The organism is Pseudomonas sp. B21-051, from assembly GCF_024748795.1.
GTDB classification, from domain to species: domain Bacteria; phylum Pseudomonadota; class Gammaproteobacteria; order Pseudomonadales; family Pseudomonadaceae; genus Aquipseudomonas; species Aquipseudomonas putida_A.
The window spans coordinates 1931117-1943998 of record NZ_CP087166.1 but is presented as its reverse complement, the minus strand read 5'-3'; the positions used below and the strand labels follow the sequence as shown (position 1 = coordinate 1943998).

The window sequence follows — 12882 nt, the reverse complement described above, 5'->3', positions numbered from 1 at the left end:
CTGTGCGGTGAGTGAATTTCGTGCTGTCACTGTTGTCCTGAGCGCGCATGGATTCAATGACCACAGCGCTCAATGATGTTGACGCGCACGCTCAGACGGACGGTCATTTAGCCTCAGGTGAACCGGTTCAGGTCAGCGAGTTGTCTAGCCAGCGGGCGGCGAAGAAGCTGGCAATAAGCCTCATGCCGTTTTTATCGCAAACAGCAGCAAATACATATGAAATGGATCTAAGCCAAGCGTGACGTGGCCTCTAAGGTAGTACATGTACGTCAGGGTCGTCGGGTTTTGCCGGGGCCGACTTTCTTCAACAGGAAGTGCAGCGTTTGCCGTCATGGATATGCAGGCAAACATCAGGAAATAACAATAAAGGCGGTCAAGCCATGTTCAAACAACCGAAAGTTCGTCAAGCAGGACTCATTCTTTTCGCCACGACGCTGTTGTTGATTTTGCCCAATCTGACCAAGGTGATTGGCTGACTCAAGCGGCAGGCGCCCGCTATCGCCAGACAAAATGTGACTGGCCCGCTACCCGGGCCAGCGTGGCTGTGCGAACCTTTTGCGCACTTCCACGACAGGGATGGCGATCATTTGAAAACGCTCATTGTGTTCTGGGCCTTGCTGCTGAGCATGCCCTTGTCTGCGGCGCAGCTCACGCTGGAGCTGGGCGCGAACAGTCGCACCTGGCAGACCGAAGAGTTGCTCAAGCATCCGCAAGCACAAACTCTGACCATCAACAACGATGTGTCCTACAAGAAGGACATGACTTATCGCGCCGTGCCCGTGGCGGCGCTGCTCACCGGGATCAAACCGGCCGATCACCTGCAAGCGGTGGCGCTGGACGGGTTTGCCGCCGAACTGGCCGCTGCGCCGTTGCTCAACAGCAAAGGTGCGCAGGCCTGGCTGGCGATCGAGGACCCGACGCAGCCGTGGCCGCCGCTGTCCGAGGGTAAACACAGCGCCGGGCCGTTCTATCTGGTATGGACTGACCCGCAGGCCGGCAACATCAGCCCGGAACAATGGCCGTTCCAGGTGGCAAGCATCAAGCGCATGGCGCCAGTGGCCGAGCGCTTCCCTGCGCTGTTACCGGATCCCAAGCTAAAAGCGGATGACCCGGTGAATCAGGGTTTTGCACTGTTCCAGAAGAACTGCCTGGCCTGCCACCGGTTGAACGGTGCGGGCGATGCGCAGTTCGGGCCGGACCTGAATATTCCGTATAACCCGACCGAGTATTTCGGCGCGGATTTTCTCAAGCGCTACATTCGCGATCCGCAGAGTTTGCGCCAGTGGCCGCAGGCGAAGATGCCGGGGTTTTCGGCGGATGTGTTTCCAGAGGGGGACTTGCAGTTGCTGATCGGCTATTTGCAGCACATGGCTGGGCGCAAGACTAAGCCCTGATCCTGTTCAAAAACTCCTTGTTCACCACAACCTCCTGTAGGAGCTGCGGCACGCTGCGATCTTTTGATTCTGCTTTTTAAGATCAAAGTCAAAAGATCGCAGCGTGCCGCAGCTCCTACAGGGGACGGTGTTTACTGTTGTTGCACGGAAATAACCGGTGTCGGCGACACGAACACCTTCGCATGCATCTGCTCACAACCACCGCCCCGACGCATCCCGCGCACCGGGCAGGCATCCAGATAATCCAAGCCCACCGCCAGTTTCAGATGGCGCTCCGGGCGGGCCAATTGGTTGGTCACGTCAAAGCTGTACCAGGCGTCATCCAGCCACGCTTCGGCCCAGGCATGACTGGCCAGATGCTCGGCGTCCTCGCTGTACAGATAACCCGACACATAACGCGACGGAATTCCCAGACTACGCGCGCAGGCGAGAAACGCATGGGTGTGATCCTGACAAACCCCGGCGCGCCCGGCAAAGGCTTCGGCGGCGCTGGTGTCGACTTCAGTTGAACCCGGCGTATAGCTGATGTGCTGGTTCAAACCGTGCATCAAGTCGATCAGTGCGGTGCGATCACGTCGCTGCTTGCAGGACTTGTCGGCAAACGCCCGTAGCGCCTCATCCGCCTCGGTCAGCCGGGTGAAACGCAGGAACGGCAGCGCCGACTGACTCTCATGCTCAGCCTCGCGCAGTTCGTCGATATCGACCTGGCCACGGGCGCCGATGATGATCGCTTCGTGCGGTTCGTCCATGGTCAGCACGTGCAGGATGTTGCCGAACGGATCGAGCTGGGCGCGTACCGGACGCGGCAGATCGAGCTGCCAGCTCAACACGTGTTGACGCTCGCTGTCGTGCGGGGTCAGGCGCAGATACTGGATGCTCGCCCGCACCTGATCTTCATAGTGATAGGTGGTCTCGTGGCTAATGGAAAGTCTCATGCAGCCTCCAGGTATGAACTGTGAATCGCGTTGCCCAGCTGGCGCACCAGCGGGATGAATTCGGTGAGCCAGGCGTGCAGGCCTTCGGCGAGGATTTCGTTGATGCCGGTGTAACGCAGACGTGCGTCCATTTCGGCGGCAAGACGTTGCGCCGGACGGCCGTTGGCCCCAGGCAACTGGGCGAGGATCTGGTCGATTTCCTCGGTGCAGGCGCGCAGCGAGCGCGGTACATCGGCGCGCAACAGCAGCAGCTCGGCGACATGCCGGGCGCCGGGTGCGTCGCGGTAGATCTCGGTGTAGGCCTCGAACGATGACAGCGCCCGCAGCAGCGCACTCCACTGGTAATAGGCGTGCGCCGTACCGTCACTGACGGCCTCGGCCTGATCGCCAGCCATTTCATAGCGCGCATCGAGCAGGCGCAGCGTGTTATCCGCGCGCTCGATGAAGGTGCCGAGGCGAATGAAGCGGAACGCATCGTTGCGCATGATCGTGCCGTAGGACGCGCCCCGGAACAGGTGCGAGCGCTCCTTGATCCACTCGCAGAAACGGCTCATGCCGTAACGGCTGAGGCCCTGTTCGGCAATGCCGCGAATCTCCAGCCAGGTAGCGTTGATGTTCTCCCACATGTCCGCGGTGATGCGCCCGCGCACCGCATGCGCACTGGCCCGCGCTGCGCCGAGGCAGCTGTAGATGCTCGCCGGGTTGGCCGCGTCGAGGGCGAAGAAATGCAACAGGCGTTCGGCATGCAGTTCGCCGTGACGCTCCAGATAATCGTCGAGGGTGCCGGTGATCAACAGCGGCATGGCCAATTCGTGCAAACCGTCGCCGCGACCGTCCTGCGGCATCAGCGACAGCGAATAGCTGATATCGAGCATCCGCGCGAGGTTTTCCGCCCGCTCCAGGTAACGCGACATCCAGTACAGATCCGAGGCAGTTCTACTTAACATGGCAAGCTTCCTTCAATCCTCGACCACCCAGGTGTCCTTGGTGCCGCCGCCCTGGGAGGAGTTCACCACCAGGGAGCCTTCACGCAGGGCGACACGGGTCAAACCACCGGGCACGACCCGGGTTTCGCGGCCAGACAGTACAAACGGACGCAGATCGATATGGCGCGGCGCAATGCCGTTTTCGACAAAGGTCGGACAGGTCGACAGCGACAACGTCGGCTGCGCGATGTATGCGTGGGGCTTGGCCTTGATCCGCTCACGGAACGCATCGATCTGCGCCGTGGTTGACGCCGGCCCCACCAGCATCCCGTAACCGCCGGAGCCCTGAGTTTCCTTGACCACCAGATCCGGAAGATTGGCCAGTACATGGGAAAGTTCCGAGGGGTTGCGGCACTGCCAGGTCGGCACATTCTTCAGGATCGGTTCTTCGTCGAGGTAGAAACGGATCATCTCGGTGACAAACGGATACACCGATTTGTCATCCGCCACCCCAGTGCCGATGGCATTGGCCAGCACTACATTGCCCGAGCGATAGGACGACAGCAGCCCCGGTACACCGAGCATCGAATCGGGGTTGAATGCCAGCGGATCGAGGAACGCGTCGTCGAGACGGCGGTAGATCACATCCACCGCTTTCGGCCCGTCGGTGGTGCGCATGTACACCTTGTCGTCACGCACGAACAGGTCCGCGCCCTCCACCAGTTCAACGCCCATTTCCCGCGCCAGGAAAGCGTGTTCGAAGAACGCACTGTTGAAGCGCCCCGGCGTCAGTACTACCACGCTCGGGTCGTCGATCGGGCTGGAGCTTTTCAGGGTGTCGAGCAACAGGTTCGGGTAATGGTCGATGGGCGCGATGCGCTGGGCGGCGAACAGCTCCGGGAACAGACGCATCATCATTTTGCGGTCTTCGAGCATGTAGCTCACGCCGCTCGGCGTGCGCAGGTTGTCTTCGAGCACGTAGTAAGTGCCGTCGCCATCACGCACCAGATCGACGCCGGAGATGTGCGAATAGATGTCGCGGTGCAGATCCAGACCCTGCATCGCCAACTGGTACTGCTCGTTGGCCAGCACCTGTTCGGCGGGGATGATCCCGGCCTTGATGATGCGCTGCTCGTGATAAAGGTCGGCGAGGAACATGTTCAACGCCTTGACCCGCTGGATGCAGCCGCGCTCGACGATCCGCCACTCGCTGGCGGGAATGCTGCGCGGAATGGTGTCGAAAGGAATCAGGCGCTCGGTGCCCTGCTCGTCCCCATAGAGCGTGAAGGTGATGCCGGCCCGGTGGAACAGCAAATCAGCCTCGCGTCGCCGTTGTGCCAGCAACTCGTCAGGCGTGTCGGCCAGCCAGCGGGCGAACTCGCGGTAATGCGGGCGGATCTGGCCGCCGGCATCGTACATTTCATCAAAATAGGTGCGGATCATGCCGTACTCCTTGTCACCCGGACCTACAGGCCTTCGCAAGGCCCGTGCCATCGGCATAAACGCTTTTATTTCAATCGGTTGGATAATCACGCCGCAAACACCGCACCATTCCTGTGCGGCAATGGCCCCAACCGGATTGCCCCCGCTTCATTGCGACGCATTGCATCGCCTATCACCAGCATAGTCAGAGTTGATTTCACCGCTCGTCCCGCGCTACGGATAATCGGCGCATTCGCTGAAAACTTCCCCCGGTGAAGGTTTCAGCTCCACTGATCCGGACTGCCCGCGCAGTCCCCGCAGGCCGTAACCCTGACCGGTTTCCTCTCCTTATCGGTCTTCCCTTTTAGCCACCCTCTCCGGTGGCTTTTTTTTGCCTTTCTGAAATGTTTTGAAAGCAAAAGCAAAAGATCGCAGCCTCCGGCAGCTCCTGCACCAATCACCTGTAGGAGCTGCCGAAGGCTGCGATCTTTTGATCTTTGAAAACGACAACGGCCAACCCGAAGGTCAGCCGTTGCTCACTGCCTGAAACCAGAAGATCAGTTCAAACGATGCCGGCTGCGCACCTCCTGCTTGACACCCCAGCCCTCAATGATGCCGCCCAGCGGCTCGACCACGGCAGAGAAGCCCTGCTCGAAATCGCCAATGTCATCATAAGTCGCGTACATCACTTTGCTCAGTTCCAACGACCAGGCGCCATCGTCGCGCGCACTGACCTGGGCATTGATGGATTCACCACGAAATTTGCCTGCCGCCCTGCGCGCCCGCTCCTCGTCCGGGAAAATGGCGTAGAACTCGATGGGATGGAACCGGGAAAAGTCGAAACCGCCTTCTTTCATGCGGCGCAGAACATTGCTGCTGATGTCTTCTTGATAGGCTGTGCTCATGAATCGTCCCCCTCGGATAGATGGATAGACTTTCCGTATTCCCGCCCCGGGCCTTACAGGCCAAAGTACTTCGGCAACGTGGTTGCACGCGGGAAACAAGCATGTAGCTGACAAGACCAGACCTTAGCGATTGTTTCGCTGATCTCGCTTGCAGAGTAGCCCCAAGATAGAGCTGCTGCCAAGGCCTGGTGCTTCAAGTGACAGGAAGAATTTCAGATTGGCGTGATACTGCGGATTTCGATGCTGTTCTGGGTTTTCAGGCTTTTCACGCCAGCATCGGTGGTGCGCCCTTCCAGGTCGTTCATATCCAGTTCGGCGGCCACCGGCAGGAGCCGTTCCTTGATCAGGCGTGCAGCCTCGTCGTCGCTGGGGCATTCCGCGCGCTCGAACACCTCATCGACAATTTCACCATGATCGTCCACGAAAGTGACTTTCCACTTTTGCATCGGTGCCTCCTCGATCAAACCCGCAAATGGGCTTACTTCTATCTCGACTTTTGGCGAGATTGATCGTTCAAAAGGATTGCACCGGACGAACATGAAAAAAATTATATCCACTGTAGGAGCTGCCGCAGGCTCGGGCCGCGTTCGGACGATCTTTTGATCTGGTTTTTTAAACAATCAAAGTCAAAAGATCGCAGCCTGCGGCAGCTCCTACAGGGGTTTTGCAGGGCTTTTAGTCGTTGCTTGGCTTGTTGATCGCCTGCAGCACGTACTGTGGCAACGCGAACGCGCCGATGTGGATTTCCGGGTTGTAGTAGCGGGTGACGATGCCGCTGCCGATGAAGCGCTGTTGCAGGGTTTCACGGCTCAGTTTGCGGTAGGCCGGGTTGGTCGAGCCCCAGGCGAAGGTCATCGAACCGCCGATGTAGGTCGGCACGGCCGCCTGATAGAAGTGCCAGTCCGGGAACAGGCTGCGCAGGCGACCGGCAGTGGTTTTGACTTCATCGATCTGCATGAACGGCGTGCCGTTCTGGGTCACGAGGATCCCGCCTTCGTTCAGGCAACGGTGGCAGGCCTGATAGAAGTTTTCCGAGAACAGCACTTCGCCCGGGCCGATGGGGTCGGTGGAGTCGGAGATGATCACGTCGAATTTTTCTGTGGTGGTGGCGACGAAACGCATGCCGTCGTCGATCACCAGGTTCAGCCGTGGATCGTCGTAGGCGCCCTTGGAGTGGTTCGGCAGGAATTCCTTGCACATGTCGACCACGGTGCCGTCGATCTCGACCATGGTGATGTGCTCGACACTGGCGTGCTTGGTCACTTCGCGCAGCATGCCACCGTCGCCGCCGCCGATGATCAGCACGCGCTTGGCAGTGCCGTGGGCGAGGATCGGCACGTGGGTGAGCATTTCGTGGTAGATGAATTCATCGGCTTCGGTGGTCTGGATCACGCCATCCAGCGCCATCACCCGGCCCATACGCGGGTTCTGGAAAATCACCAGATGCTGGTGTTCGGTGCGCACTTCGTGCAGCAGTTTTTCCATGCGAAAACGCTGGCCGTAGCCTTCGTAGAGGGTTTCCAGGTACTCGCTGGTCTTGGTGACGGTCATGGTCAAGTGCTCCGATGAATGCGCGGGCGCCAATCGTGGGGGACGATTGCCCGGGAAAGGCGCGCATTCTACGTTGCCGAAGATGACAGGTCGAACCTCTGTTCATCGGCTGACCAAATTCCATGTAGGAGCTGCCGAAGGCTCGGGCCGCGTTCGGACGATCTTTTGCTGTTGATTGTAAAAACAAGAACAAAAGATCGCAGCCTTCGGCAGCTCCTACAGAAGGTCAGGCTGTTCTTTAGATGCGCACATTGCCCCGTGGCCCGGCGATCGCCCAGATGATCAGCCCCAGTACCGGCAGGAGGATGATCAGCAGGACCCAGAGGATTTTCATCCCGGTCTCGGCGCCGCTTTTCAGCACGTTGATGATGGCCCAGATATCGAGGGCAAGGATGATCAGGCCAATCAGACCGTTGAACGTGGAACCCATGGTGTCACTCCAGAATAGTGGCATGCACTTTTAGGATAGACGGTCGCGCGCAGGGTTCCCTTTTATTGCGTTCAGACGTGAACGGCGACTTTCAGCGCTTCCAGCGATGGCGCCGCAGCGATGCCGACTTCGGCGCACAGCTCCAGCACCCGTGGCACGTCGTTGCCATAGACCAGCACCACTTGCAGCTCGTCGTCGAGCAACTGGCTGAAGTTCATCAGCGTGTAACCGCCGTTTTCCTTGTTCAGGCTGCTCATCTGCACCTGAATGCGGTTGAGTGCGGTCAGCGCTTCGGTCTTGGCCAGTTGCTTGGGCTTGAGGTTGAAATCCACGCCCGGCCCGAATGAAGCGACGATCTGCGCGAACAGATCGACGTAGGTGTCAGCCTGGAACAGCACGGTTTCCGGCAGACTGCCGACCACCACCCACTCGCCCAGCGGGATCGGGAAGGTGTCGTCGTAGTTGATGTCCGGGTTGGCCGCCAGGAAGGCATCGGCATCAGCGTAGGCCTGCGCCGCTTCGTCCGCCACGTTCAGGATCTCGTCCTCGCCCATGCAGCCGGAGCTGATTTTGCTGATGAGTTCGACGAGTGCGGCTTTCATGAGGGCGGATCCTGTGGAAGGTTGAATTTGAGGGCGCGGAGGATAGCGCACAAAGCAAAAGATCGCAGCCTGCGGCAGCTCCTACAAGTTCCGCGCCCATTTGGCGAACGAATGTGAGACCTGTAGGAGCTGCCGCAGGCTGCGATCTTTTGACCTTATCAGGCCAGCAGTTTTTCCAGCTGCGCCGTGGTATCGACCGCGCCCATGGTGCGGGCCGCATCCAGCGCGGTGATGCCGTTGGCATCCTTGGCTTGCGGGTTCGCACCTTTGCCGATCAGGTAATCAACGATTTCAACGCGGTTGAACATCGCCGCCATCATCAGCGCGGTACGGCCATCAAAGGACGAGCCTTCGATCTCGGCGCCCGCTTCCACCAGCGCCTTGACCACCGCCAGATCGCCCTTGAACGCGGCGCCGGCAATCGGGCTCTGGCCGTTGCCGTTACGCATTTCAGGGTCGGCCTTATGCTTGAGCAGCACCTGCACCGCGTCAACGTGGCCGTAGTAACTGGCGAGCATCAGCAGCGTGTCGCCCTTGCTGTTTTTCAGGTTCACCGGCAAACCAGCGCTGATCAGCCGATCAAGCATCTCGGCATCTCCCTCGCGCGCCTTGTTGAACACCTGCTCGGTGAATTCGGCAGCTTCTTCAGGGGTCATCTGGCGGCTTTGGTCAGACATGGGCAACTCCACTTTCGGTTATTCGCAAAGCCGACAGTTTCCCGAGCGCGACGATAGCTGTCACCCCCTTTTTCTCAAGTCATGCCATAGCCAATCTCAATAACGGTACTTGCCCTGATGAATATCGGCCAGAATTTCGTCCGTCACCTGCACGTACGTTTGCGAGCCAGGCAGCCACGCGTAGATCGGGTCATCGCCCGTTTGGCCGGGGTCGAAACCTTCGTTTTTCAGTCGAGTCTTCTGGTATTTGAAGGTCCCGGTGGTTTCCATTTTCACCTTCACCCGCAAGAACAGCGGCACCGCATAGGCCGGCATACGCTGGCGGGCGAACGCGAGCAATTCGGCGAAATCCAGGGTCGCCAGTGACTCGGCGGGCGTGATTGCCGCCATACCGGCGCGACCGTTGGTGTTGCGCACTTCGACGCCGTAGGCAACGGCCTCGGAGATATGCGGATGCTGCAGCAGCAGGTTTTCGACTTCAGTGGTCGAGACGTTTTCGCCCTTCCAGCGGTAGGTGTCGCCGAGTCGATCGACGAACTGCGCGTGGCCGAAACCGATATTGCGCAGCAGGTCGCCGGTGTTGAAGAAGCGGTCGCCCTTGCTGAACACATCGTGCAACACCACCTTGGCGGTTTTCTGCGGATCGGTGTAACCGTCCAGCGGGGCCTTTTCGTCAATCCGTGCCAGCAGCAAACCCTGTTCGCCCTTGCCGACCTTGCGCATGAAGCCGTCAGCGCTGCGCAGCGGCTGCCCGCTGTCGTGGTCGTAGGCCACCAGCTCCCAGGCCATCAGCGAGAAACCGATGGTGTTGTCGAAGTTGAGGATATTGCTGAAGCCGATATTGCCGTCGCTCGCCGCGTACAGCTCGCAGATGTGCTCGACGGCAAACCGGGTCTTGAATTCGGCCCAGGCGCCGGGACGCAAGCCGTTGCCGATCATCTTGCGCACCGCGTGACGGCTGTCATCGACGCTGGCCGGTTGATCGACCAGATAACGGCACAATTCGCCGACATAACCGAGGGTGGTCGCGTTGTAGCGACGCACGTCCGGCCAGAACTGGCTGGCGCTGAACTTGCGGCGGATCGCGAACCCGGAAGCGCCATTGATCGCCGAGCCCCAGCAAACACAGAGGCCGGTGGCGTGGTACAGCGGCAAGGTGCAATAAACGACGTCGTCGGGCGTCATGTTCAGGGCGATCATGCCGAAGCTGGCGGAGCTGCGCATCCAGCGCCCGTGCTTGAACACCCCGGCCTTGGGCAGGCCGGTGGTGCCGGAGGTGTAGATGTAAAAGCACGGATCGTTGAAGAACACCTCACCGCTGCTGGGCGGGTTTTCAGCGCAGGCGTCAGCACTGGCGCTGATCAGATTGACGTAGCCCTCAGGCGCAATGCCCGGGTGGCTATAGGTGTCACGGTCGGCGATAAACCAGGTGCGCTGCGCCGGGATCGACACCTGCTCGCGGATCGCGGCAAACGCCGGCTGCAATTCCTCACCGAGGACAATCGCCACCGGTGCCACCAGATTTACGCTGTGAATCAGTGTGTCGCGGGTTTGCGAAGTATTGAGCAGCGCACTGACTGCGCCGAGTTTGGCCAGCGCCAGAATGGTCACCAGCAGCTCGGGACGATTTTCGATGAACACCGCGACCACGTCACCCTTGCCAATCCCCTGCGCGCTCAGATAGTGGGCGATGCGATTGGCCCACTGGTTGACCTGCGCATAGGTGAGCAAAACGTTGTCCTGCAAGATCGCCAGCCCCTCTGGATTGCGCAGCGTTGCTTGCTCGAAGGTCCAGCCGAGGCCACACGTTTGGGTCGGATCCGTGACGTTGGCGACTTTCATGCCCTTGACCACCCGCGGGATGGCTTTGGCGATCGTCGGCAGTTTGCGGAGCATCATGCTCCAGGTAATCGTGTCGCTCGACGCGTGACGCATGGCAGCTCCCCGGTCGGCCTGGTCGGCCGGTTTTTTATTGTTCGGGCTGTGGGCATGACCTGCGCTGTGGGCAAGGTCAAGATCGAAAATACGTCAGCGCTTCTCGGCCTGTACACGCGGTTTTTGCAATGTTTTGTATCCGCTCTGTCACGCCTGGCGGTGGAGATTGCGTCTTTGCCGTTTGGTTCCGTGCAACTCAAGAGAATCCCGCAAAATGCAGGATGCACGATGGCCATTCATGCAGATTGCACGACCCCTGCAAATTTCACGATTTTTAAATTATTGATTTATATAGATTTTTATTTTTTCGCGTGCTGGCACAATCGCTGCAACCTCCTCTGCATGCTTGCCATTCAAGTGCATACGGAGCTGAAAGACATGAGCCTGATCCAAGAAAAATTTACCTCGCTGTTCTCCAACTTCAACGTCACCACTGCGCCACGTCCCGATGGCGGGATCCTGCTGACTCTGCGCAGCAGCGAAGGCAAGGTGTTCAAGCGCGCCCTGACGTATCAGCAAATGCACAACGCCGACCAACTGTCGTGGGCGATCAGCGCGATCCGTCGTGACCTGGCGGAAGAAGCCAGTGAACTGCCGCAAATTGCAATGCTGCAAAGCCAGCAGCGTTTTGCTCTGCCGACGTATCACTCGCTGTAAAAATGTAAACGCATTAAACAAAAAAGGCCGTGGAGCATCTGCTCCACGGCCTTTTGTTTGCACCCGGCTTTTATGTAGGAGCTGCGGAACGCTGCGATCTTTTGATCTTGATCTTTAATACCAAATCAAGATCAAAAGATCGCAGCCTTCGACAGCTCCTACAGGGGGTGTGCGTGGTTAGAAGGCTTCGGGTTCGATGCCGGTGAAGCTGTCGACGGTGATATGGCTTCCCAGTTCTCCACCCTCGCGGGCCAGGCCACAGGTCTGCAAACCGGCAGCCTGCGCGGCATCCAGTTCCTCGACGATGTCCGACAGAAACAGAATCTCCCCCGGCTCGACGCCAATCGCCTGTTGGATGTTGCGATAGGACTGTTCTTCGCGTTTAGGCCCCGACGTGGTGTCGAAGTAACCGCTGAACAGCGGTGTCAGATCCCCCGCCTCGGAGCAGCCGAAGATCAGCTTCTGCGCCTGGATCGAACCCGACGAATACACAAATAGCTGATAACCGGCCTGATGCCAGCGCTTGAGCGCTTCAACGGCATCCGGGTAAACGTGGCCCTTCAACTGCCCGGCGTGATAACCCTGCGCCCAGACCATGCCTTGCAAGGCTTTGAGCGGCGTGGCTTTGCGATCTTCCTCGATCCAGCTCAAGAGAATTTCAACAACCCGTTCAACATCGGCCTGCGGTGCATTGCTGTCGCGGCGCACGGCGTCGAGTTGCTCAGCGACATCGGCGCGCTCGGCGTTCTGCCGAACAAAGTCCGGCAGGTGTTTGGCCGCATACGGAAACAACACATCAAAAACAAAACTCACCGCGCTGGTGGTGCCTTCAATGTCAGTGACAATGGCTTTGATCGGCATCGGCTCAGTCCTCCAGTCGCGGGAAGCGCCCGGCGATGTCTTCGCCGGTGAAGTTGGCGACCCAGCCTTCAGGGTTGTTGAACAGACGAATCGCCACGAAGTGCGGGTGCTCGCCCATGTCGAACCAGTGTTTGGTGCCGGCCGGCACCGAGATCAGGTCGTTCTTCTCGCACAACACCGCGTAGACGTAATCGTCGATGTGCAGAGTAAACAGGCCACGACCGGCGACAAAAAAGCGCACTTCGTCTTCACCATGGCGGTGTTCTTCAAGGAACCTGGCGCGCAGTTCGGCTTTTTGCGGGTGATCGCTGTTGAGGCTGATCACATCGACGGTGATGTAACCGCGCTCGGTCATCAGTTTGTCGATCTGCTCCTGATAGGCGCTGATCACCTCTTCCTGGCTGGCGCCGGGCTGGATCTTCGCGGCGGCTTGCCAGCGATCGAAGCGCACGCCCTGCTCGGCGAGCGTCGAGGCGATGTCTTCGAAATGGGTCAGCACCTTGTTCGGGATCTCGGGGCTGGATACGTGATAGACGGACAGGCTGCTCATGGGCAATTCCTCGGTATCGGCCTTGCCGTCCGGCTCT

Annotated in this window: 15 protein-coding genes; 3 read left to right on the top strand and 12 right to left on the bottom strand. The window is 59.1% G+C overall.

The window, feature by feature from the left end:
• The first annotated feature begins 47 nt into the window (after positions 1–47).
• On the top strand, positions 48–242 hold the full coding sequence (locus tag LOY52_RS08865; protein WP_258679099.1) for a hypothetical protein: 195 nt from the start codon (positions 48–50) through the stop codon (positions 240–242).
• 384 nt (positions 243–626) lie between these two features.
• Positions 627–1394, top strand: coding sequence for a cytochrome c (locus tag LOY52_RS08860; protein ID WP_258679839.1), 768 nt, complete (start codon positions 627–629; stop codon positions 1392–1394).
• 131 nt (positions 1395–1525) lie between these two features.
• Here the strand turns inward: LOY52_RS08860 and LOY52_RS08855 are convergent, their stop codons facing one another.
• The 10 genes from LOY52_RS08855 to LOY52_RS08810 all read right to left on the bottom strand — a co-directional run bounded on the left by LOY52_RS08855 (position 1526) and on the right by LOY52_RS08810 (position 10777).
• Positions 1526–2329 (bottom strand): transglutaminase family protein, encoded by an 804-nt coding sequence (locus tag LOY52_RS08855; RefSeq protein WP_027613320.1) that lies wholly within the window; start codon positions 2327–2329, stop codon positions 1526–1528.
• The gene (locus tag LOY52_RS08850; protein WP_027613321.1) at positions 2326–3276 is read right to left on the bottom strand and encodes an alpha-E domain-containing protein; all 951 of its coding nucleotides are present in this window, start codon (positions 3274–3276) and stop codon (positions 2326–2328) included. Before LOY52_RS08850 ends, LOY52_RS08855 begins: the two co-directional genes overlap by 4 nt.
• A 12-nt stretch (positions 3277–3288) precedes the next feature.
• Positions 3289–4698 (bottom strand): circularly permuted type 2 ATP-grasp protein, encoded by a 1410-nt coding sequence (locus LOY52_RS08845; protein WP_247843009.1) that lies wholly within the window; start codon positions 4696–4698, stop codon positions 3289–3291.
• A gap of 536 nt (positions 4699–5234) precedes the next feature.
• The gene (locus LOY52_RS08840; protein ID WP_258679098.1) at positions 5235–5582 is read right to left on the bottom strand and encodes a ribonuclease E inhibitor RraB; all 348 of its coding nucleotides are present in this window, start codon (positions 5580–5582) and stop codon (positions 5235–5237) included.
• A gap of 212 nt (positions 5583–5794) precedes the next feature.
• Positions 5795–6028 (bottom strand): hypothetical protein, encoded by a 234-nt coding sequence (locus LOY52_RS08835; protein WP_027613323.1) that lies wholly within the window; start codon positions 6026–6028, stop codon positions 5795–5797.
• A gap of 229 nt (positions 6029–6257) precedes the next feature.
• The gene (gene speE, locus LOY52_RS08830; RefSeq protein ID WP_041068886.1) at positions 6258–7133 is read right to left on the bottom strand and encodes a polyamine aminopropyltransferase; all 876 of its coding nucleotides are present in this window, start codon (positions 7131–7133) and stop codon (positions 6258–6260) included.
• 238 nt (positions 7134–7371) lie between these two features.
• Positions 7372–7563 (bottom strand): PLDc N-terminal domain-containing protein, encoded by a 192-nt coding sequence (locus tag LOY52_RS08825; protein WP_003223221.1) that lies wholly within the window; start codon positions 7561–7563, stop codon positions 7372–7374.
• Between the two features lie 71 nt (positions 7564–7634).
• Complete coding sequence (locus LOY52_RS08820; protein WP_134785829.1) at positions 7635–8165, bottom strand: hypothetical protein; 531 nt, start codon at positions 8163–8165, stop codon at positions 7635–7637.
• Between the two features lie 158 nt (positions 8166–8323).
• The gene (locus LOY52_RS08815) at positions 8324–8842 is read right to left on the bottom strand and encodes an ankyrin repeat domain-containing protein (protein ID WP_258679097.1); all 519 of its coding nucleotides are present in this window, start codon (positions 8840–8842) and stop codon (positions 8324–8326) included.
• Between the two features lie 96 nt (positions 8843–8938).
• On the bottom strand, positions 8939–10777 hold the full coding sequence (locus tag LOY52_RS08810; RefSeq protein ID WP_258679096.1) for a long-chain-acyl-CoA synthetase: 1839 nt from the start codon (positions 10775–10777) through the stop codon (positions 8939–8941).
• A 378-nt stretch (positions 10778–11155) separates the two neighbouring features.
• Here LOY52_RS08810 and LOY52_RS27310 point away from each other — a divergent pair, with 378 nt between their 5' ends.
• Positions 11156–11434 carry a DUF3509 domain-containing protein gene (locus tag LOY52_RS27310; protein WP_027613327.1) on the top strand — a complete coding sequence of 93 codons (279 nt, stop codon included), beginning with the start codon at positions 11156–11158 and terminating at the stop codon, positions 11432–11434.
• 177 nt (positions 11435–11611) lie between these two features.
• Here the strand turns inward: LOY52_RS27310 and mtnC are convergent, their stop codons facing one another.
• Both mtnC and LOY52_RS08795 read right to left on the bottom strand, forming a co-directional pair.
• A complete protein-coding gene (gene mtnC / locus LOY52_RS08800; RefSeq protein WP_258679094.1) occupies positions 11612–12295 on the bottom strand; it encodes an acireductone synthase in 684 nt (227 codons plus the stop codon).
• Positions 12296–12299: 4 nt separating this feature from the next.
• Positions 12300–12845, bottom strand: coding sequence for an acireductone dioxygenase (locus tag LOY52_RS08795; RefSeq protein WP_108588908.1), 546 nt, complete (start codon positions 12843–12845; stop codon positions 12300–12302).
• Between the last annotated feature and the right edge of the window lie 37 nt (positions 12846–12882).